At 40.9% G+C, this 22,384-nt stretch carries 20 protein-coding genes and 1 other RNA gene; 14 read left to right on the top strand and 7 right to left on the bottom strand.

What is annotated here, in order from left to right; all coding sequences use genetic code 11:
• Positions 1–6: 6 nt before the first annotated feature.
• Positions 7–105: signal recognition particle sRNA small type (gene ffs, locus BKK52_RS00475), an RNA gene on the bottom strand.
• A 128-nt stretch (positions 106–233) separates the two neighbouring features.
• Between ffs and nrdG the strand changes: the two genes are divergently transcribed.
• Positions 234–704, top strand: a complete 471-nt coding sequence (gene nrdG / locus BKK52_RS00480; RefSeq protein ID WP_077414917.1) for an anaerobic ribonucleoside-triphosphate reductase-activating protein — start codon at positions 234–236, stop codon at positions 702–704.
• Here nrdG and BKK52_RS00485 read toward each other — a convergent pair.
• The 3 genes from BKK52_RS00485 to BKK52_RS00495 form a co-directional block, all read right to left on the bottom strand.
• On the bottom strand, positions 699–1,700 hold the full coding sequence (locus BKK52_RS00485; RefSeq protein ID WP_077477471.1) for a glycosyltransferase: 1,002 nt from the start codon (positions 1,698–1,700) through the stop codon (positions 699–701). The genes nrdG and BKK52_RS00485 overlap by 6 nt on opposite strands.
• Positions 1,701–1,802: 102 nt before the next feature.
• Positions 1,803–2,606, bottom strand: coding sequence for a TatD family hydrolase (locus BKK52_RS00490; RefSeq protein ID WP_077473646.1), 804 nt, complete (start codon positions 2,604–2,606; stop codon positions 1,803–1,805).
• Between the two features lie 57 nt (positions 2,607–2,663).
• A complete protein-coding gene (locus BKK52_RS00495) occupies positions 2,664–3,173 on the bottom strand; it encodes a peptidylprolyl isomerase (protein WP_077477472.1) in 510 nt (169 codons plus the stop codon).
• A 105-nt stretch (positions 3,174–3,278) separates the two neighbouring features.
• Here BKK52_RS00495 and cysS point away from each other — a divergent pair, with 105 nt between their 5' ends.
• From cysS to BKK52_RS00540, 9 genes are all read left to right on the top strand, one after another.
• Positions 3,279–4,658: a cysteine--tRNA ligase gene (cysS, locus tag BKK52_RS00500; protein WP_077421311.1), complete on the top strand. Its 1,380-nt coding sequence runs from the start codon at positions 3,279–3,281 to the stop codon at positions 4,656–4,658.
• Positions 4,659–4,879: 221 nt separating this feature from the next.
• Positions 4,880–5,518, top strand: coding sequence for a stringent starvation protein SspA (gene sspA, locus BKK52_RS00505; protein WP_077421312.1), 639 nt, complete (start codon positions 4,880–4,882; stop codon positions 5,516–5,518).
• Positions 5,518–5,970 (top strand): ClpXP protease specificity-enhancing factor, encoded by a 453-nt coding sequence (locus BKK52_RS00510; RefSeq protein ID WP_077421313.1) that lies wholly within the window; start codon positions 5,518–5,520, stop codon positions 5,968–5,970. The genes sspA and BKK52_RS00510 overlap by 1 nt, the downstream gene beginning before the upstream one ends.
• Before the next feature lie 194 nt (positions 5,971–6,164).
• Positions 6,165–6,593: a 50S ribosomal protein L13 gene (gene rplM, locus BKK52_RS00515; protein ID WP_077477473.1), complete on the top strand. Its 429-nt coding sequence runs from the start codon at positions 6,165–6,167 to the stop codon at positions 6,591–6,593.
• 16 nt (positions 6,594–6,609) lie between these two features.
• Positions 6,610–7,002, top strand: a complete 393-nt coding sequence (gene rpsI / locus BKK52_RS00520) for a 30S ribosomal protein S9 (protein WP_017806615.1) — start codon at positions 6,610–6,612, stop codon at positions 7,000–7,002.
• A 234-nt stretch (positions 7,003–7,236) separates the two neighbouring features.
• Positions 7,237–9,537, top strand: a complete 2,301-nt coding sequence (hypF, locus tag BKK52_RS00525) for a carbamoyltransferase HypF (protein WP_077477474.1) — start codon at positions 7,237–7,239, stop codon at positions 9,535–9,537.
• Between the two features lie 22 nt (positions 9,538–9,559).
• Positions 9,560–10,222 carry an NAD(P)H-dependent oxidoreductase gene (locus BKK52_RS00530; protein ID WP_077473643.1) on the top strand — a complete coding sequence of 221 codons (663 nt, stop codon included), beginning with the start codon at positions 9,560–9,562 and terminating at the stop codon, positions 10,220–10,222.
• 307 nt (positions 10,223–10,529) lie between these two features.
• Positions 10,530–11,783, top strand: a complete 1,254-nt coding sequence (gene proA / locus BKK52_RS00535; RefSeq protein ID WP_077477475.1) for a glutamate-5-semialdehyde dehydrogenase — start codon at positions 10,530–10,532, stop codon at positions 11,781–11,783.
• Positions 11,784–11,847: 64 nt separating this feature from the next.
• Positions 11,848–12,501 (top strand): hypothetical protein, encoded by a 654-nt coding sequence (locus tag BKK52_RS00540; protein ID WP_077477476.1) that lies wholly within the window; start codon positions 11,848–11,850, stop codon positions 12,499–12,501.
• Between the two features lie 52 nt (positions 12,502–12,553).
• On the opposite strand, the gene BKK52_RS00545 is transcribed toward BKK52_RS00540, so the two are convergent.
• Positions 12,554–14,074, bottom strand: a complete 1,521-nt coding sequence (locus BKK52_RS00545; RefSeq protein ID WP_077477477.1) for a catalase — start codon at positions 14,072–14,074, stop codon at positions 12,554–12,556.
• 380 nt (positions 14,075–14,454) lie between these two features.
• Positions 14,455–15,693, bottom strand: coding sequence for a peptidase T (pepT, locus tag BKK52_RS00550; RefSeq protein WP_077421320.1), 1,239 nt, complete (start codon positions 15,691–15,693; stop codon positions 14,455–14,457).
• A 303-nt stretch (positions 15,694–15,996) separates the two neighbouring features.
• Between pepT and potA the strand changes: the two genes are divergently transcribed.
• From potA to BKK52_RS00575, 4 genes are all read left to right on the top strand, one after another.
• A complete protein-coding gene (gene potA / locus BKK52_RS00560; RefSeq protein ID WP_077473641.1) occupies positions 15,997–17,115 on the top strand; it encodes a spermidine/putrescine ABC transporter ATP-binding protein PotA in 1,119 nt (372 codons plus the stop codon).
• Positions 17,099–17,959, top strand: coding sequence for a spermidine/putrescine ABC transporter permease PotB (potB, locus tag BKK52_RS00565; protein ID WP_077421321.1), 861 nt, complete (start codon positions 17,099–17,101; stop codon positions 17,957–17,959). Before potA ends, potB begins: the two co-directional genes overlap by 17 nt.
• Positions 17,959–18,729, top strand: coding sequence for a spermidine/putrescine ABC transporter permease PotC (gene potC, locus BKK52_RS00570; protein ID WP_077421322.1), 771 nt, complete (start codon positions 17,959–17,961; stop codon positions 18,727–18,729). Before potB ends, potC begins: the two co-directional genes overlap by 1 nt.
• Before the next feature lie 134 nt (positions 18,730–18,863).
• Positions 18,864–19,946: an extracellular solute-binding protein gene (locus BKK52_RS00575; protein WP_077421323.1), complete on the top strand. Its 1,083-nt coding sequence runs from the start codon at positions 18,864–18,866 to the stop codon at positions 19,944–19,946.
• 77 nt (positions 19,947–20,023) lie between these two features.
• On the opposite strand, the gene BKK52_RS00580 is transcribed toward BKK52_RS00575, so the two are convergent.
• On the bottom strand, positions 20,024–22,051 hold the full coding sequence (locus BKK52_RS00580) for a BCCT family transporter (RefSeq protein WP_077421324.1): 2,028 nt from the start codon (positions 22,049–22,051) through the stop codon (positions 20,024–20,026).
• Between the last annotated feature and the right edge of the window lie 333 nt (positions 22,052–22,384).

The raw sequence follows: 22,384 nt of genomic DNA on the forward strand, positions 1-22,384 counted from the left end.
GCGGAAACCTTCCCAGCTGCTTCTCGGCACACAGCACTTCCGACTTTGGCTGCTTTCTTCCGAACCTGACCGAGTAAACCGGACACCGTTGCGAGAGACCGAAAAGGTTTCCATTGACATCGCAATGCGATAGAGTGCTATTATGCAAGAATTGAAAGGTCATTGCAAAGGTTAATTGCACATAATGATGAATTTGACGAGAATTTGAACCGCACTTTTCAGGAATTGGCAAAATGAATTATTTACAATATTACCCTGTTGATGTGGTGAACGGAGAAGGGACACGTTGTACCCTTTTTGTGAGTGGCTGCACCCACGGTTGCAAAGGTTGCTATAACCAAAAAAGCTGGTCATTTAGTGCCGGTGTACGCTTTGACGAGGTGATGGCGCAACAAATTATCAATGATTTAAAGGATACCCGTATCAAACGCCAAGGATTAACGTTATCCGGTGGCGACCCATTACATCCTCGCAATGTAGAAACACTCTTACCTTTCGTGCAACGTGTAAAACGTGAATGCCCCGACAAAGATATTTGGGTATGGACCGGTTATAAATTAGCTGAACTGGATGGAAATCAGCGAGCTATGCTCCCCTATATTGATGTCCTTATTGACGGAAAATTTGAACAAGAAAAAGCCGATCCGGGTCTACTCTGGCGAGGATCGGCAAATCAGATTATTCATCGCTTTAAAAATTTATAATTTCACCTCAAAAAGAAGCCATTTTTTCATTAATTGTAATACTTCATCAGTGAAATAATGCCGGACTTCTGCTTTCATCGCCTCGGGATACTTCAAATATTGAGAGCGGTAAATATAAGCGTAGTTAAGCGCTCTGATTTTTTCTAAATTAATCAGCATCATTTTTGCCTCATCATTGATATTTTCTAGTTCATTTAGACGCTGTTGATAAAGCGCTATCAGCCATTTATCAACCTTTAATAAATTCATCAATTTTGAGAGCTCAGGCTTTCTTGTCGTTAAACTATTTGGTCTTAAACGGTAATGATAGAAGACCCGTCCCACTTCAATCACCACCATATTAGGGCAAGAAAGCACATAAGTCATAAATGGGGTGTCTTCAGCAAATTTGATGTTTTCATTAAACATTAAATGATGATTTCGTAGGAATTCGACCCTAAAAAAACCAAGCCAACAAGCCGGAAACCAATCTTTAAGGAGATCATTCAAATGCTGATAACCACTCATTATTTCATATTGATTTGGCTTAATTCGTGGTGATTCAAAAGCCCGTACAGTCAATTCTTGGCTAGCACTATTTTCATCGCTTTGTTCGACTGTGCCTCTTAAATAATCCGCTTGATGCTGATCAGCAATTTCAACCATTCTATCGAATTGCATTTCCACCAACCAATCATCTGAATCAACAAAATACACATAGCGCCCTTTTGCTTGCCTTAAGCCTGCATTACGAGCGGCTGAAAGTCCTTGATTATGTTGATTAATTATCGTGATGAAGGAATAACGTGATAAATATTGTTCGGCAACAGCCAAACTACCATCTGTTGAACCATCATTAACAATGATGATTTCTTTACTCACAGATTGAGAAACAAGGCTCTCTAAACACTGAGCGAGATATTTTTCAACATTATAAACAGGAACGACAAAACTGAGACTGACTGACTGACTGACTGACTGACTGACTGACTGACTGACTGACTGACTGACTGACACATTGTATGGTTAATTCTATAGCGCAACAAATAGTGGTATTTTACATCGCGCCCCCAACCATATCAATCATAGAAATAAGCTATTTATTCCGCTAGTTCACAATTATCTCTTCACCCCATTGCCAAATAAAATATGACTATTGCCCCAGATTATTTCTTCTATTTTATCTGTTGGTTCTTGTCGCAATTCACGCAGAGTCTGAAAAATATTAATGATCCGTTCAGGGCGATTCGGTTGCCCTTGGAAACCGAATACCGGCATATCGGGGCTATCGGTTTCCAGCACCAAGGCATCTAATGGCAATTTTGCTATCGCTTGGCGGGTTTTATTTGCACGCGCATAAGTAATCGTGCCACCCACTCCGATTTTATAACCGAGATCCACAAACCGTTTGGCTTGCTCATAACTGCCGGCAAAACCATGTATCACACCACATTTAGGCAATGAAATACGTTTCAAAAAGGTAAAAATTTGATCGTGGGATTTTCGGCTGTGAATATTCACGGGTAAATTAAATTGCTTGGCTAAATAAAGCTGACGTTCAAAAAAATAGCATTGTTTTTGCCAGAGTTCATCTGCAACTAAATCGGGGATCGCCCGCTCCAAACCAATTTCCGCCACCGCCGTACAATTTTTATCACGATGCGCTAAGGCTTGTTGCAAAATCGATAAATCCTCTTCCGAATGTTCTTTAATATAGAGCGGGTGTAAACCCAACCCATAATATAAATTTTCCGGATAAAGTGCGGTCATTTTTTGGATAGTTTTGAAATCCCTAGCCAACACCGCCACAATCAGGATTTTTTCAACCCCCGCCAGCTTGGCGTTTTCCATTAATTGCGAAAGCGGTTCGCCGGTGAATTGTTGCAAATAATCAAGGTGGGTGTGCGTGTCAAAAAAAGGCATAATACATCGCTTAAAAATGCAAAGAGAAAACCTGAGACAACGCTCAGGTTTCTTTCATTACTCTACGGTAACAGAATTAATCACTACATCTTCTTTCGGCACATCTTGGTGGAAACCTTTATTACCGGTTTTCACAGCTTTGATTTTATCCACCACATCCATACCTTCTACCACTTCACCGAATACGGCATAACCCCATTCTTGTACCACTGTTTTACCAAACATTTCTTTAGCACGGTAATCTAAAAACGTATTGTCCGCCACATTAATAAAAAATTGTGCTGTCGCAGAATGTGGATCGGAGGTGCGCGCCATGGCAATGGTGCCACGTTTATTACTTAATCCATTTGCCGCTTCATTTTGAATTGGCGCACGGGTATTTTTCTCTTTCATTCCGCTTTCCATGCCTCCACCTTGGATCATAAATCCGTCAATAACACGGTGGAAAATTGTGTTATCATAAAACCCGTCTTTACAATAGGTTAAGAAATTTTCAACTGTCATTGGCGCTTTTTCTGCATTTAAAGCCAGTTTAATATCGCCAAAATTTGTGTGTAAAGTAACCATTTTGATTTCCCTATGAAATTTAAAGGATGCCATTATTCCATAAATAGGCAATAAGTGCTATAAAAGTGCTGTCAGTTTCACTATCAATTTAAAGCCGAGAAAAAAATGCTAAAAATCTTCAATACTTTAACCCGAGAAAAAGAAATTTTTAAACCTATCCACGCCAATCAGGTGGGGATGTATGTGTGTGGTGTAACCGTCTATGATTTATGCCATATCGGGCATGGTCGCACTTTTGTGTGTTTTGATGTCATCGCCCGTTATCTGCGTTATTTAGGCTACGATTTAACCTATGTACGCAATATTACCGATGTGGACGATAAAATCATTAAACGCGCCTTAGAAAATCAAGAAACCTGCGAACAATTGGTGGATCGTATGGTGGTCGAAATGTACAAAGATTTCGATGCGTTAAATATTCTACGCCCGGATTTTGAACCCCGTGCTACCCATCATATTCCTGAAATCATTGAAATTGTAGAAAAATTAATTGAACGGGGGCACGCCTATGTGGCACAAAACGGTGATGTAATGTTCGATGTGGAAAGCTTCAAAGAATACGGTCAATTATCCCGTCAAGATTTAGAACAATTACAAGCCGGTGCACGGGTTGATGTGTCTGAGGTGAAGAAAAATCCGATGGACTTTGTGTTGTGGAAAATGTCAAAACCGAACGAACCAAGTTGGCAATCCCCTTGGGGAGCGGGTCGTCCTGGTTGGCACATTGAATGTTCGGCAATGAATAGTAAACAATTAGGCGAACATTTTGATATTCACGGCGGCGGTTCTGATTTAATGTTCCCTCACCATGAAAATGAAATTGCCCAATCTTGCTGTGCGCACGGTGGCGATTATGTCAATTATTGGATTCACTCCGGTATGATTATGGTGGATAAAGAAAAAATGTCAAAATCACTTGGCAATTTCTTCACTATTCGTGATGTCCTCCAACATTATGATGCGGAAACCGTACGTTATTTCCTGTTATCCGCCCATTACCGCAGTCAGCTCAATTATAGTGAAGAAAACCTCAATTTGGCCCGTGGCGCTTTGGAACGGTTATATACCGCCTTGCGGGGAACAGATCAAAGTGCGGTCGCTTTTGGCGGAGAAAATTTTGTTGAAGCATTCCGTGAAGCAATGGACGATGATTTCAACACACCAAATGCCATTTCAGTGTTATTTGAAATGGCACGTGAAGTGAATAAATTAAAATCGGAAGATATTGGAAAAGCCAATGGACTCGCCGCACAATTACGAAAATTAGCCCAAATTTTAGGGCTGTTGGGACAAGGTCCAGAAAGCTTTTTACAAGCCGGTTCTGACGATGATGAAGTCGCTAAAATCGAGGCATTAATCCAACAACGTAATGAAGCCAGAGCCGCTAAAAACTGGGCAGCAGCAGATGAAGCGAGAAATGCCTTAAATGCCATGGGGATTGTGTTAGAAGATGGGGTAAACGGCACGACTTGGCGTAAGCAATAATCCCAAAGGAGATAATATCCTGAGAGCCAATCTTCCCTAAAACGACAAAGCGGAGGTTTTTTCCTCCGCTTTTTCATACTGTTTCAGATACCGATTTGATCTCTAACCTACTGAATATAAATCAAAAATAAGTTTTTCTTGGCTTTTTCACTCATGCTTGTGATAGAATAGCGGACTTTTCAAACACTCTTAATTTTTAATTTGGATCTTCGGAGGAATCAATGTCCAACGCATCAAGTAAACGTTTTGTTATGACACTTTTCTCAAATAAAGATGATATTTACAGCCATCAAGTGAAAATTGTACTGGCTGAAAAAGGTGTCGCTTATGAAAATGAAGAAGTTGATCCGCAAGCATTATCAGAAGATTTAATGGAATTAAATCCTTACGGTACCTTACCGACATTGGTCGATCGCGATTTGGAACTCTTTAATTCCCGTATTATTATCGAATATCTTGACGAACGTTTCCCTCATCCTCCCCTTATGCCGGTTTACCCTATTGCCCGTGGTAAAACCCGCCTTTTAATGTATCGTATTGAACAAGATTGGTATCCGACTTTAATAAAAGCAGAAAAGGGCAACGAAGCGGAGCGGGCAGAAGCCTTAAAACAACTGCGCGAAGAATTATTGGCAGTAGCGCCTATCTTCCAACAAATGCCGTATTTTATGAGCGAAGAATTTAGTTTGGTTGATTGTTACATTGCACCATTGTTATGGAAATTAAAACAATTTGGTGTGGAATTTACCGGTGCTGGCAGCAAAGCATTAAAAAATTATATGGATCGTGTTTTCAGCCGTGATTCCTTTTTGCAATCTGTCGGCGAAGCAGCACCGAAAAATTTGATGGATGATAAATAATGGAATACCAATCTTCACCAAAACGGCCTTATTTATTACGGGCGTACTATAATTGGTTGGTTGATAATGACTTTACACCTTATTTAGTGGTAGATGCCACCTATTTGGGGGTCAATGTGCCGATTGAATATGTTCAAGACGGGCAAATCGTGCTTAATCTTTCCGCCAATGCCACAGGTAATTTACAACTTACCAATGATTTCATTCAATTTAATGCCCGTTTTAAAGGCGTATCACGTGATCTTTATATCCCAATGGGGGCTGCTCTTGCCATCTATGCACGTGAAAACGGTGACGGCGTGATGTTTGAACCGGAAGCGATTTACGATGAGTTAAATCTTGAGCCGGATACCGATCAACCGAATGGTTTTAACGAAGCCGTTACCCCTCCTAAAACAACGAAGAAAAAAACTTCGTCAAAATCGACCGCACATTTAAGAATTGTTGATTAGGCTGAAGAACAAATTTAAAGATAAAAAATTAGCATTTATCTGAAAAATAGGTATAATACGCCGACCCTGTTGATGCACGAATTCCCATCGTGCATTATTTTATTGAAATCACACTCGAAGGGGTGAAGGTTTCGATGACTGGTTGTGTTCATTAAAGAACACTGGGTATCAAACTAATTTTTGGTAATTAATTAATGAAAACTTTTGTAGCAAAACCAGAAACGGTTAAACGCGACTGGTACGTAGTAGATGCGACAGGTAAAACTTTAGGTCGCTTAGCGACTGAATTAGCACGTCGTCTTCGTGGTAAACACAAGGCTGAATACACGCCACACGTTGATACCGGTGATTACATCATCGTGATCAATGCGGATAAAATTGCGGTAACCGGTCGTAAAGAAAGCGATAAACTTTACTATTGGCACACCGGCTATGTAGGCGGTATCAAACAAGCGACGTTCAAAGAAATGATCGCACGCCGTCCTGAAGCAGTGATTGAAATTGCGGTTAAAGGTATGTTGCCAAAAGGTCCATTAGGCCGTGCAATGTTCCGCAAATTAAAAGTGTATGCAGGTTCTGAACACCAACACGCTGCACAGCAACCACAAGTTTTAGATATTTAATCACGAGGTTTAGGATATGGCAGAGAATCAAAACTACGGCACAGGTCGCCGCAAAAGCTCTTCAGCTCGTGTATTTATCAAACCGGGCAGTGGTAAAATCACTATCAACCAACGTGAATTAGACGTTTACTTCGGCCGTGAAACTTCACGAATGATCGTACGTCAACCTTTAGAACTGGTTGAATTAACTGATAAATTAGACCTATACATCACTGTAAAAGGTGGTGGTATTTCAGGTCAAGCGGGTGCAATCCGTCACGGTATCACTCGTGCATTAATTGAATACGATGAAACCCTACGTCCTGCACTTCGTGCAGCCGGCTTTGTTACTCGTGATGCACGTCGCGTTGAACGTAAAAAAGTGGGTTTACACAAAGCTCGTCGTCGTCCGCAGTACTCAAAACGCTAATACGACAATTATCATCGTACTCAAAGAATTTATCCTTGTATATCAAGGTTTTATGCAAGAAAAGGTTGGTTTTACCAACCTTTTTTATTTTCCAATATTTCTTATTGATTTCATATTTTAATTTCCATTCGTTACGATTCACCTTCTCCTAGCAATAAAAAATTTGACTGAAATCACGCTATTTCTCATCATTTTTCGTTATCATACCTCTCACCAACTCCAAGCGGAAAAATTATGAACGGTATTGAAATAAGAATAAAAGGAAAAGTGCAAGGTGTGGGATTTCGCCCTTTTGTGTGGTTACTCGCCAATGAATATGAGCTGAAAGGTGATGTGAATAACGATGGGAAAGGGGTACTAATTCGTTTTATCGAACCAAATGAAAATGTATTACAACAATTCTTATCCGCCCTACAAACCAAACACCCTCCTCTTGCGTTAATTACAGATATTCAAATACAAAAAAAATACTGGGAAAACCTACCGCACTTTTCGGCATTTATCATTCGAGAAACTGAAAACAATAATATGGATACTCAAATTGTGCCTGATGCCGCCACCTGTACTGCTTGTATTGATGAACTATTTAATCCGAAAAGTCGCCGCTATCACTACCCTTTTACCAATTGTACTCACTGCGGCCCGCGTTTCACGATTATCAAAAAAATGCCTTATGACCGCCAAAATACTGCAATGGCGGATTTTCCACTTTGCCCCGAATGTACACAGGAATACAAAAATCCGGCGAATCGCCGCTTTCATGCCCAACCAAATGCCTGTATTGTTTGTGGACCACACATTTGGCTACAAGATCGCTATCATCAGTTAGCTATTCAAGAAACTGCCTTAAAACAAACCGCACTTCTATTACATCAAGGAAAAATAGCTGCCATTAAAGGCATTGGCGGCTTTCATTTAGCGTGTGATGCCCGCAATAAAACCGCTGTAACATTATTACGGGAACGTAAACATCGTCCAAGCAAACCCCTTGCCATAATGGTGCCAAATCTTGATTTTTTGCGTGATCTCAATGAAGTCGAAATTCAACTTTTAACTTCAACGGCTGCCCCTATCGTCTTACTGACAAAACATAAAGTCCCCAATTTAGCCTCCAATATAGCCCCTGACTTGAATGAAATTGGTGTAATGCTACCAAGTAATCCATTACAGCATTTATTATTACGTGAGATGGATGCACCATTGGTGATGACTTCTGCAAACCCGAGCGGGCAACCGCCGGTGTTGGATAATGAAAGTGCGGTCGAAAAACTGACAGATTTAGCCGATATTTATCTCTGCCATAATCGGGATATTTTACAGCGTGCCGATGATTCTTTGGTTAGAGTAGCATTTGACGGCGTGGAAACCTTACGCCGTGCCCGTGGTTATGTGCCGGATGAAACCATACTTGAAACAAACAATACGAAGAATATTTTAGCGTTAGGCTCGGATCTTAAAAATACCTTTTGCTTGCTCAAACAAAATAAATCAGTAGTCAGTCAACACATTGGCGATACTGCTAATGTATTCATCCAACAACAGTTAGAAAACAACCTCAACTTGTTTTCGCAAATTTATCAATTTAAACCGAATTGCATTGCAGTGGATGCACATCAAGGTTATTTTTCCTCAAAAACAGGCAAAGCCTTAGCGGAAAAACTCAATGTACACTGTGTAGAAATTCTCCACCACCATGCCCACATTGCAGCGGTATTAGCGGAATATCGTTGTAATGAAAAAGTGATCGGCATTGCGTTAGATGGCATTGGTATGGGAGAGAACGGACAACTTTGGGGCGGGGAATGCTTACTGGTCGAAGGCAAAAATTGCCAACACCTCGGCGGCTTGCCTGTGGTTGCCTTACCGGGCGGTGATATTGCCGCAAGTCAACCTTGGCGCAATTGGCTTGCACATTTACAACAATTTGTGCCGAACTGGCGCAATATTGCTGCGCAAACTTGCCAACATTTGCCATGGGAAGCCCTTGCCAGCGCCATAGAACGCCGTCTCAATTCCCCCCTAGTTTCTTCCACCGGACGATTATTTGATGCGGTGGCTTACGGTTTGGGTATCGCTGGTGAAAAATTATCTTGGGAGGGAGAAGCGGCTTGCCATTTGGAAGCATTAGCCGCTCAATCTTCTTTTACTAAAGGCGAAAAAAGTGCGGTCAATTTTTCGGTTAAAATGCCGCTTAAAGGAAACCGGCTAGATCTCGCTACCTTTTGGCAAACTTGGCTTGCTTATGAAGGTTCGGCGGCAGAAAAAGCCTTCGCTTTTCATTATGCGCTGGCAAAAGGCTTTTCGGATCTTGCCCGCCAACAGGCACAAAACCATGGTTGTCGAATCATTGTGCTATCCGGTGGAGTGATGCACAATCAATTACTCCGCCGATTATTGAAAGAAAACTTAGCCGAATTTACCCTGTTAAGTGCCCACCAATATCCCATGGGGGACGGCGGACTCAGTTTGGGGCAAGCTTCTATCGCATCAAGTTTGCCAATAAATGAGGAAAAGCGTAAAATCGCCAAATTTTAAATATTAAAAGAGAGGAAAAACCATGATCAAACTTACCGCTCAAGAAGTCATCGAACTTCTCAATCAACGTAGTTCCACCCGTTATTATGATCCGAGCAAAAAAATTAATGATGAAGATTTCCACGCCATTTTAGAATGTGCCCGTCTTTCACCAAGTTCCGTCGGCTCAGAACCTTGGAAAATATTAGTTATTCAAAACAAAGCGTTACGTGACAAGATCAAGACCTTTAGTTGGGGTATGGCGAATCAGTTGGATAATTGTAGCCACGTGGTGATTTTACTTGCGAAGAAAAATGCACGCTACGACAGTCCGTTTTTTGTCGATGTGATGACAAGAAAAGGGCTGACCGAAGAACAGCAACAACAAGCCTTGGCAAAATACAAAACGCTTCAAGAAAATGATATGAAATTGCTGGAAAGTGACCGCACTTTATTTGATTGGTGTAGCAAACAAACCTATATCGCTCTAGCCAATATGCTGACCGGTGCTGCTGCAATGGGGATTGATTCTTGCCCGATTGAAGGTTTCCATTATGAGTTAATGAATCAAGCCCTTGCGGAAGAAAACTTGTTTGACCCGAATGAATATGCTGTATCCGTTGCCGCCACCTTTGGCTACCGTGCCCGTGATATTGCGAAGAAATCCCGCAAAGCGATGGATGAAATTGTCACTTGGGTAGAATAAAGCTGAGTGATTTATTTGATGAATTTAAAAAGCGTTAGAGGTATTGGCGATATTTACCGTTCATACTATTCGAAATCCCGCCATTATTTCATTGATGCGGTATTAAAATAGCTACCCAATAAAGCAAAGCACACATACATTTAAAGCGGGCGTAAATTTTCATCGCCAACACAAAATATGTTAAATTTTAATCGCACTTTTTTGGATAAGGATACTTTGGAATATTTGCAGGGTTATTAATCTAAAGATTTAACCCTATTTATTTTTCAGATAAGTTACGCATCATTATTTTTTTAGAGAGAAGACTATGTTAGTACAAATGGGACAACAAGCCAAAGAAGCCGCTTTTATCTTGGCACAATTAAGCACGGCAGAAAAAAATCAGGCGTTAACGATGATTGCTGAACAATTGGAACAACAAGCTGGTCGTATTTTAGCCGAAAATGCCAAGGATATTGAACGGGCAAAACAAAACGGGCTGTCGGAAGCCTTGATTGATCGCCTTTTGCTCACCCCTGAGCGTTTACAAGGCATTGCCAATGATGTCCGCCACGTGATTTCTCTTGCCGACCCCGTGGGGAAAATTATTGATGGGGGAACATTGGATAGCGGTTTGAAAATTGAGCGGGTTCGTACCCCCATTGGTGTGATCGGCACGATTTATGAAGCCCGCCCAAATGTCACCATCGATGTGGCAAGCCTTTGTTTAAAAACCGGTAATGCGGTCATTTTGCGGGGGGGGAAAGAAACCCAATTTTCTAACCATATTTTGGTGGAAGTGGTGCAAAATGCTCTTGAGCAGGCGGGATTGCCTAAATTTGCCGTGCAAGCTATCACCGATCCTAATCGTGATCTCGTGATGCAATTACTCAAATTGGATCGCTATGTGGATATGATTATTCCTCGTGGCGGAGCCGGTTTGCACGAACTTTGCAAACAACATTCCACCATTCCGGTGATTGTGGGTGGCGTGGGCGTTTGCCATACCTTTGTGGAAGAAAGTGCGGATCAAAATCAAGCCGTTTTAGTTATCGACAATGCCAAAACCCAACGTCCAAGCACTTGCAACACCTTAGAAACCCTACTTGTACAAGAGTCCATTGCCGCTGAATTCTTACCTAAACTCATCGCACAGCTTGCAGCGAAAAACGTAAAATATCACGCAAAATCAACCGCACTTGAGCTTTTAAAACAAGCAGGGGCTGAAGTGAGCGAAGTCACGGAACAGCAACTACGTGAAGAATGGGGCTCCCTTGATCTCAATGTGGTGATCGTCAAGGATATTCAAGCCGCAATCTCTCATATTCAGGAATATGGTACACAACATTCTGAAAGTATTTTAACCGCCTCCCAATCTCTCGCCCGCCAATTTATAAACCAAGTGGATGCGGCAGCCGTTTATGTGAATGCCAGTACACGTTTTACCGATGGCGGACAATTTGGTTTAGGCGCAGAAGTCGCCGTCAGCACTCAAAAACTCCATGCGCGAGGCCCAATGGGACTGGAAGCGCTCACCACCTATAAATGGGTGTGCGAAGGAAACTACACCACCAGAAAATAACCATTATTTCAACCGCACTTTCTCGATTATCACGCCAAAGTGCGGTGATTTTTAGGAGCATTTTATGAAAAAATTACTTTCATTATTCATTATCATTGCCGCATTAATAGGTATTTCCGCAATACAGCCTTCAGCAACGGCTGACAACGCCGATGACGGTAAACGAAATTTCGTGGTTTCTCTCGTTGCAAAATATTTCCCCTTTGAAGCCGAATCCTTAGTGGCATGGTATGACAAAAATATTGTTTATGCGGATAACCCGACAGAGAGCACGGTGAGCTTTAAATTAGATGAAAAAGAAATCACGCTAGCTCCTCATCAAACACAAAAACTGATTTTGGAACCGGGACAATATCGCCTCGTTCTCGCGGATGGAAAAGTGGTTGAACTGACACAAAAAGAAGGCACGAATCGTTCTATTTTAAACCCGACCGCTTCACCTTATTTCTTTTGGAAAACCGTCTATGGCAGCGTAAATTTACCCATTGAATACAAAACGGTCGTCATGGCTGGAAAAGCTTATGAAGGGCCTTTTGAGGTAAGTAATGAATATTTGATTACACGCATAGGCAATCAACCTTGGCGTTTTGGTTTGGATGAAGCCATTCCTGATACAGTTGCGGTAAATAATGATCGGAATACTTACACCTTAATTTTTAGTAAAGCCTATCGCTTACCGGATTTTATCAAGGCTTATCCTATGCTATCAGCACAATAAACAAAAAGGGTTGATACCATTTCTGATATCAACCCTTTTGCTTTTTATTAAATTAGAGTAAGCCGCCTTGACCTAAAGCCGGATCAGTATCACGGGCTTTTAACGCCTCTTCTACGGTTAAACCTAATGCTTTTGCCACGCCTTCACCATATGCCGGATCACACCAGTGACAATTACGGATATGACGATATTTGATGAAATCAGGCGCATCACCCATTGCCCCCGCAGTATTGTTAAATAACGCTTGTTTTTGTTCAGCGCTCATTAAGTTAAACAAGGCACGCGGTTGACTGAAGTAGTCGTTATCATCTTGACGACAATCCCAGAATGCTGCATCACCGTTAATGCGAAGTGGTGGCTCTGCAAAATCCGGTTGTTGTTGCCATTGATTAAAGCTGTTTGGCTCATAATGCGGTAAGCTACCGTAGTTACCATCGACACGGCCTTGACCATCACGTTGGTTGCTGTGAACCGGGCAACGAGGACGGTTTACCGGAATTTGACGGAAATTCACACCTAAACGATAACGTTGTGCATCGGCATAGTTGAATAAACGAGCTTGTAACATTCTATCCGGGCTTGCACCGATTCCCGGTACTAAATTGCTTGGTGCAAAGGCAGATTGCTCAACATCGGCAAAGAAGTTTTCAGGGTTACGGTTAAGCTCAAATTCACCCACTTCAATTAATGGATAGTCTTTTTTCGGCCATACTTTGGTTAAATCAAACGGATGATAAGGCACTTTTTCTGCATCGGCTTCCGGCATTACTTGGATAAACATTTTCCATTTCGGGAAATCACCACGCTCAATAGCTTCATATAAATCACGTTGATGACTTTCACGATCGTTGGCAATAATAGCGGCAGATTCTGCATCGGTTAAATTTTTAATGCCTTGTTGTGTATGGAAATGGAATTTCACCCAGAAACGCTCGCCGGCTTCATTCCAGAAGCTATAAGTATGTGAACCGTAACCGTGCATATGACGATAACTTGCCGGAATACCACGATCACTCATTACGATAGTGACTTGGTGTAATGCTTCCGGTAATAATGTCCAGAAATCCCAGTTATTGGTTGCGGAACGCATATTGGTGCGTGGATCACGTTTTACCGCTTTGTTAAGATCAGGGAATTTACGGGGATCACGCAAGAAGAAAACCGGTGTATTGTTACCGACCATATCCCAGTTACCTTCTTCGGTATAGAATTTTAACGCAAAACCACGAATATCACGCTCTGCATCCGCTGCACCACGTTCACCGGCTACGGTCGTAAAACGCGCGAACATTTCTGTTTTTTTACCCACTTCACTGAAGATTTTAGCACGGGTATATTTGGTGATATCATTGGTTACAGTGAAAGTCCCAAATGCACCTGAACCTTTTGCGTGCATACGGCGCTCAGGAATCACTTCACGCACGAAATCCGCTAATTTTTCATTAAGCCATAAGTCTTGTGCAAGTAATGGACCACGAGGACCTGCGGTTAAGCTGTTTTGATTGTCAACAACCGGTGCGCCATTTCCCATCGTTAAAGGGGTGGCATGAGAAAACGGACATTTTGAAGTCATAGTATGTTCCTTTTTTGAGTTGAGTAAAATTCGTGCGGATCATACTAAAAGATTTTACCGATTGAAAACTATCAAATTGATTTAAAAAACCAATCCCTAAACACAAAACCTTGATAAAAAAGACTGCACTTTATTGGTGAATCCGCAAGATTTAAACCTAACAAAAGGCAAATTAAAGTTGATTTATCCACTCACAATAAGCAGAAACCAATCAATCATTTATTAGAAAAGGAGGAAGATATAAAAAAAACCCCTGATCGCTCAGGGGAGTGTCAAAAGGAATTTATGAATAAAATCTCTAAAGTTTAGCTTTATCAAAAGGAATCTCAATAAAACCGAGGTAAGTATATTTACATTTCTTTACAAAAGCAAGAAAAAATTTACATTTTCTTGAATTTCACAATTTCTGTAATCACTTCTGTGGCTTTTTCCATTCCCTCCAAAGAGATTAACTCGTGCTTGCTGTGGAAATTATATCCGCCGGTAAAAATATTCGGGCAAGGCAAACCTTTCTCCGATAAAAATGCGCCGTCCGTTCCTCCGCGAATAGGTTTATGGATCACATGGATACCACATAAATCCATTGCTTTTTCCGCAATAGTAATGGCTTGAGGTACTTTTTGAACCGCATCATACATATTTTTATAACTTTCATGAACCACACATTCAACAGGTGTTTTTAAGCCTATTTCAGCATTAAATTTTGCAGTCCAATCCAACACAAATTGTTTACGTTTCTCAAAGGACGATAAATCAAAATCTCGAATTAAATAATGTAATTCTGCTTTTTCAATATTCCCCTCAAAATGCTCCAAGTGGAAAAATCCTTCTTTGCCCTCTGTTTTCTCCGGTACCTCATCTTTAGGAAAACCTTGGTGAAAATCACAGGCAAGTGCGAGAGCATTTATCAGTTTATCTTTTGCATAACCGGTATGAATACTTCTTCCTGAAAAATAAATTTTTGCGGTCGCCGCATTGAAGTTTTCGTATTCCAATTCCCCCACTTCCCCGCCATCAACAGTGTAAGCCCAATCACAGAGGAAATCCGCCAAAGGAAAATACTGCATGCCTAAACCGATTTCTTCATCGGGTGTAAAGGCTATTCTTAAATTACAATGAGGTAATTTTTCCTTTTGAATGATCTCAAGTGCGGTCATAATTTCAGCAATTCCTGCTTTATTATCTGCACCTAATAAGGTGTTACCATCTGCCACAATTAAGGTTTTTCCGATAAGCTGATGCATAAAAGGATAATAAACTGGACTGATAAATTCTTCCCCTATTCCTAAAGCAATATCGCCCCCCCGATAATTTTCAATGACTTCCGGCTTCACATTCTTCCCACTACATTCCGGTGAGGTATCCAAATGAGCGATAAAACCGATGGTATGGGAAAGCTCCGGTCTATTTGATGGAAGAAAAGCGGTGACCACTGCATATTTGCTGACCTCAACCTGCTCCAGCCCCAGTTCAATGAGCTCTTTTTGTAGATGCTTAGCAAGTTTCATTTGCCCAATAGAACTTGGTGAAGATTTTGCATTAGGCTTTGATTGCGTATCAAAAGAAACATAATGCAAAAAACGGTTTAATAAATTGTTTTTATAATAATTTGTATCCATTTTTCTCATCCTTTACGACTTATGGTTCTGACTCTAACCTAAACTTCAAGATAGAGTTTTGATATATAGCAAACATTCAATAATTAGCTGAAAAATAAGCCTAAAAAAGGAAAAGTGCGGTCAATTTTTTATTTGTTTTTATGACCGGAAATTTTTTTGTTTCCTCAAGCATGAAGTCCTTTTCATTATTGAAAATTCACTATATCATAGGCACCTATTTTTATGTCGCCCCTGCATTCTTGCAGGTTCTTATTTCTACTCAGTACCAGTTTATTGGTGAAATTAGGGAGAAAACCAAAGCTAGTGGAAAATCAGGTTCAAAACAAGCCGATTATTGAGCTTCGTTCAATCAAAAAATCCTACGGTTCTAACACCATTATTAACGACTTTAACTTAACCATTAATAATGGGGAATTTGTCACCATTCTTGGTCCTTCAGGCTGTGGTAAAACTACAGTTTTACGCTTGTTAGCGGGCTTAGAAGAATTAGATTCGGGTCGTATTATTTTGGATGGTGAAGATATTACCGATGTACCCGCTGAAAAGCGCCATATCAACACCGTTTTCCAAAGTTATGCCCTCTTTCCGCATATGACAATTTTTGAGAACGTGGCTTTTGGTTTACGCATGCAAAAAGTGCCTGAGGCTGAAATCAAACCTCGTGTACTTGAAGCCTTGCGTATGGTGCAATTGGAAGAAATGGCCGATCGTAAACCGACCCAATTATCAGGCGGTCAGCAACAACGTATTGCCATTGCCCGTGCAGTTGTCAACAAACCAAAAGTATTGTTGCTCGATGAATCTTTATCGGCATTGGACTATAAATTGCGTAAACAAATGCAATATGAACTTAAAGTATTGCAACGCCAATTAGGCATCACCTTTATCTTTGTTACTCACGACCAAGAAGAAGCCATCACTATGTCTGATCGCATTGTATTAATGCGTAAAGGTAAAATTGCACAAGATGGTTCACCTCGTGAAATTTATGAAGAACCGGCCAACTTGTTTGTGGCACGTTTTATCGGTGAAATCAACGTATTTGATGCCACAGTGATTGAACGTAAATCCGACAATGTGGTCTTGGCAAATGTGGAAGGTCGTGTCTGTGATATTTATACCGATATGCCGGTCGAAAAAGATCAAAAACTTCAAGTGCTTCTCCGCCCTGAAGATATTGTGATTGAAGAACTTGATGAAAACGAACAATCCAATGCGATCATCGGCCATATTATTGACCGCACTTACAAAGGGATGACATTGGAATCTACCGTGGAATTTGACCATAACGGTATGCGTGTACTTGTCAGCGAATTCTTTAATGAAGACGATCCGCATATGGATCACAGTGTAGGACAACGTGTTGGCATTACATGGCACGAAGGTTGGGAGGTAGTACTCAACGATGAAGATAATCAATAATAAATTTCAAAAAATTGCTGTTGCTATTATCTTCGCTTGGCTAATCTTCTTTGTACTGATCCCAAACTTATTGGTGTTGGTTGTAAGTTTTTTAACCCGAGATGGTAGCAACTTCTATGCCCTGCCATTTAACTTGGATAACTACCTCAACCTGTTTAATCCGCTTTATGCGCAGGTGGTATGGAATTCCTTGTATATGTCAGGGATTGCCACAATCATTTGCTTACTCATCGGCTACCCTTTTGCCTTTATGGTCAGCAAAATTCATCCAAAATATCGACCGCTCTTGTTATTCCTTGTGGTTTTACCGTTTTGGACGAACTCGCTTATCCGCATCTATGGTATGAAAATCTTCCTTGGTGTGAAAGGCGTGTTAAACACCATGCTTATGGATATGGGCATTTTGAGTGAGCCTATCCGTATTTTAAATACAGAAGTAGCGGTGATTATCGGGTTAGTTTATTTATTACTCCCCTTTATGATTTTGCCTCTCTACTCGGCTATTGAAAAATTAGACGGACGCTTACTGGAAGCGGCAAAAGATTTAGGTGCTAACGCCTTCCAACGCTTCTTCCGGGTTATTTTGCCATTAACTATGCCCGGCATTATCGCAGGTTGTCTTTTAGTCTTACTCCCGGCAATGGGCATGTTCTATGTGGCAGATTTACTGGGCGGTGCGAAAGTGCTTCTCGTGGGGAATGTTATTAAGAGCGAATTCTTAATTTCCCGTAACTGGCCGTTTGGTTCAGCAATCAGTATCGGGTTAACCATCCTTATGGCATTGTTGATTTTCGTCTATTACCGTGCAAATAAACTATTGAATAAAAAAGTGGAGTTAGAATAATGAGCCGTTTACTGCGTAATGTGTTTATGTTTGTGGTATACGCTTATTTGTATATCCCAATTATTATCTTAGTCACCAACTCCTTCAATGCCGACCGCTACGGATTAAGCTGGAAAGGATTTAGTTGGAACTGGTATGAACGTTTATTTAATAACGATACCTTAATTCAGGCGGCCATTCATTCCGTGACTATTGCCTTTTTTGCGGCAACCTTGGCAACCATTATTGGTGGACTAACCGCTATTGCATTATATCGCTATCGTTTCCGTGGAAAACAAGCGGTGAGCGGAATGTTATTTATCGTGATGATGTCACCGGATATTGTTATGGCGGTCTCCTTACTTGCCTTATTTATGGTTGTGGGGATTTCATTAGGTTTCTGGTCACTGCTTTTAGCCCATGTGACTTTCTGTTTACCTTATGTGACGGTAACCATTTTCTCACGGTTAAATGGCTTTGATGCCAGAATGTTAGAAGCGGCAAAAGATTTAGGTGCAAGTGAAGTCACCATCTTACGCAAAATTATCGTTCCCCTTGCGTTGCCTGCTATCGTTTCGGGTTGGTTATTAAGTTTTACGATCTCATTAGATGACGTGGTCGTCTCCTCCTTTGTAAGTGGCGTAAGCTACGAGATTCTACCACTACGCATCTTCTCCTTGGTGAAAACCGGCGTCACACCGGAAGTGAATGCCCTAGCCACTATTATGATCGTGCTTTCCTTAGTATTAGTAATTTCAAGCCAGTTAATCACGCGTAAAAATAACCACTAAGAAACGATAAAAGGTTTCACAAACCCTTTAATATCAAATAGAATACGCCTTGACGCATCATCAAGGCGTTTTTTTATACCTACTGTTTACGGTAGGTGGTTTTTTTACCCCTCTTTTACGGAGAACAAACAAAAATGAAAAAATTTGCAGGTTTAATGACCGCCGGTTTAGTAGCAGCAACCTTAACCGCTTGTAATGATAAAGAAAACAAGCCTGAAAATACCAATGCACCAGCGACTGCTAATGATACGGTTTACCTCTATACTTGGACAGAATATGTCCCGGATGGTCTTTTAGATGACTTCACGAAAGAAACCGGCATCAAAGTGATCGTTTCAAGTCTTGAATCTAATGAAACCATGTATGCCAAACTCAAAACCCAAGGTGAAGCCGGCGGTTATGACGTTATTGCCCCTTCTAACTATTTTGTCTCTAAAATGGCGCGTGAAGGCATGTTAAAAGAGCTTGATCATAGCAAACTGCCTGTTATTAAAGAATTAGATCCTGATTGGCTGAACAAACCTTATGATAAAGGAAACAAATATTCCCTTCCTCAATTACTTGGAGCACCAGGTATCGCATTTAATACCAATGCTTATAAAGGGTCGGATTTCACCTCTTGGGGCGATTTATGGAAACCTGAGTTTGCCAATAAAGTCCAGTTATTAGATGATGCCCGCGAAGTATTTAATATTGCCCTCTTAAAACTTGGTCAAGATCCTAATACGCAAGATCCAAAAATCATCAAACAAGCCTATGAAGAATTATTAAAATTACGTCCGAATGTGCTGTCTTTCAATTCCGACAACCCGGCTAACGCTTTCATCTCCGGTGAAGTGGACGTCGGTCAATTATGGAATGGTTCTGTGCGTATTGCGAAAAAAGAACAAGCACCTTTAGATATGGTGTTCCCGAAAGAAGGGCCGGTACTTTGGGTGGATACCTTAGCCATCCCGAGCACCTCTAAAAACCCGGATGGTGCGCACAAATTAATCAACTATATGCTCAGTGCCAAAGCGGCTGAAAAACTCACTTTAGCCATTGGCTACCCAACCGCTAACGTTGAAGCGAAAAAGGTATTGCCAAAAGAAATTACCGAAGATCCATCAATCTACCCAACCGCTGAAGTGCTACAAAACAGCCACTGGCAAGATGACGTAGGTGATGCCATTCAATACTACGAACAATACTACCAAGAATTAAAAGCAGCAAAATAATCTGACTTAATTCCAATAGTATAAAGTGCGGTCAAAATCACTCCTGTTTTTGACCGCACTTTTATTTGTGTGAAAAATTACTCTGCCAATTCCGTTTGTTCGTGTGCCATGAGTTCCTGTCCCACATTATCTAAGAGACTTAAATAGCGTTCATATTGTTTTAATATATCGGCAATCAATTCCTCTTTATTCATATATTGCACATCATAACCTACCCGCCCATCGAAGAAATAAGTATAGGGTTCATAAGTGGTGTGATGCTGAATATGCGGCAGATTTTCATCATTGATGAGTTTCTCGGATACTTCCCGTCCCACAGATTTGATGCCGTACATAAAATCACGCAACGATTCTTTTTGTATCACCAACTCTACCGCAGGCTCTTCTTGTTCAAGCAACGCATTCACTTCCACACTCAGATTATATTTGCTGATAAGTTCTTGGCGTAATTCACGCATTGCCGGCAATGCTCTGTGTTTTAAAAAACGCAAAATATCTTTTTCTTGGGTTTGGCTCATCATTTGCTCTAAGCGATCTTTCCACTTTTCACCTGTCCAGAAAATACTGGTTGGATTCACCTTTGTTGCAAAATATTTTTTATCGGCGTTTAACCCTTTCCATAGGCTAAAACACATCACTAACATTAACACGGCAAAGGGTAATGCCACCATTAATGTCATTGTCTGTAAATTGGCTAAACCACCCGATTGCATTAATACGATAGCTACTATCGACATCAATAATCCCCACATCACCGTTTGCCAGTTAGGTGAGACAAGGCTTTTATCACGAGAGGCGATATTATTTAAAACATAAATCCCCGAATCCGCTGAGGTGATAAAAAATAATGCGATAACCATCAAACTGACCACCCCACTTACCGTCGGTAAAGGTAAATAAGCCAAAAATTGAAATAATAAGATTTCTGGTGATGAAATCATTTGCCCCAGTGCCCCTGCCGCTTCGCCATCATTTAACCAAATTGCCGTGTTACCAAATACGGTAAACCAAAGAATGCCAAATACACTGGGTATGACCAATACACCAAAGATAAATTCACGAAGCGTTCGACCTTTGGAAATGCGGGCAATAAACAACCCAACAAATGGCGCCCATGAACACCACCAAGCCCAATAAAGCACTGTCCAACCACTAAACCAGGTTGTATGTTCTTGCTCATAAACATAGGTTTTAAAACTCAGTTGTACTAAATGGCTGAGATAGTTTCCGATATTATCGCTAAATGCGGAAAGCAAATAGCGGGTTGGGCCGCTCGCTAAGACAAAAATAAGTAATAAAAATGCTAACGCTAAATTTAATTCACTGAGCATTTTTACCCCTTTACCCACACCTGAAATGGCTGAGAAGACCGCCAAGCCCATCACCACGGCAATGACAATCACTTGTAAGCTAAAACTATTTTCACTCACCCAGCCCATTTGCTGCAAACCTGCGCCCAACTGAGCCGCACCAAAGCCCAGTGTGGTGATAATCCCAAATAAGGTGGCAAGCAGTGCCATAATATCGATAAGATCCCCCATTTTTCCATTGATACGATCTTTCAACAGAGGATAAAAACAAGAGCGTAATGCTAAAGGTAACTTATAACGGAAACCAAAATAAGCTAAAGCTAAGGCAATGGTGCCATATACCGCCCAAGCATGAATTCCCCAGTGGAATAACGTATGCAATAATGCTTCTTGTTGGCGGTGTTCCGGCACACCGCCGGTGATTTCGGAAAGATAATGGGTTAAGGGCTCTGCCACCCCAAAGAACATTAAGCCCACCCCCATACCGGCTGCAAATAACATGGCAAGCCATGAAAGGAAACGAAATTCAGGCTCTTCCTCATCGCTCCCTAATTTAATATTACCTAAACTACTGACAGATAAAATCAACAAAAACCCTAAGAAAATCGAAAATGCTAAGATATAAAACCAACTAAAATTGGCAAAAATCCCGGCTTTCGCTTGGTTTAATAATGTTTGGGTTTGCTCCGGTGCGATTAAAATCATCACAACCAATAACAAAACAAAAAATAGCGTCAATCCAATTACAAAAGGATTAAATGACGTTCGCTTTTCCATAAATTGAGATAAAGACAAACCTTTCCCCTTAAAATGAAGTCGATAAATTAAAAATTCGATTTATTTAAAACATTGCCATGAGGCAAAAAAGTGTGTAGTGGAACCACTACGATGACAGCACATAGAAGTGCGATTTTGACAGAAACACTCAGTAGGCATTGAGAGATTGTTTCTAAAAACAAGGGAATTTTATCAAAAATCGATAATTATTTCAAATTGGTAGATTATTCTCTTGAGCCTACGGCGAAAAATAAGCTATTCTCTTCTTCCCCTCTCTCTTCCCATAGAAATCAACATTCAATTAACACAGCCGTGAAATATCCCCAAAATTGCTGCGATTTTTGACCGCAC

It is taken from the genome of Rodentibacter trehalosifermentans (assembly GCF_002000545.1).
Taxonomy (GTDB): domain Bacteria; phylum Pseudomonadota; class Gammaproteobacteria; order Enterobacterales; family Pasteurellaceae; genus Rodentibacter; species Rodentibacter trehalosifermentans.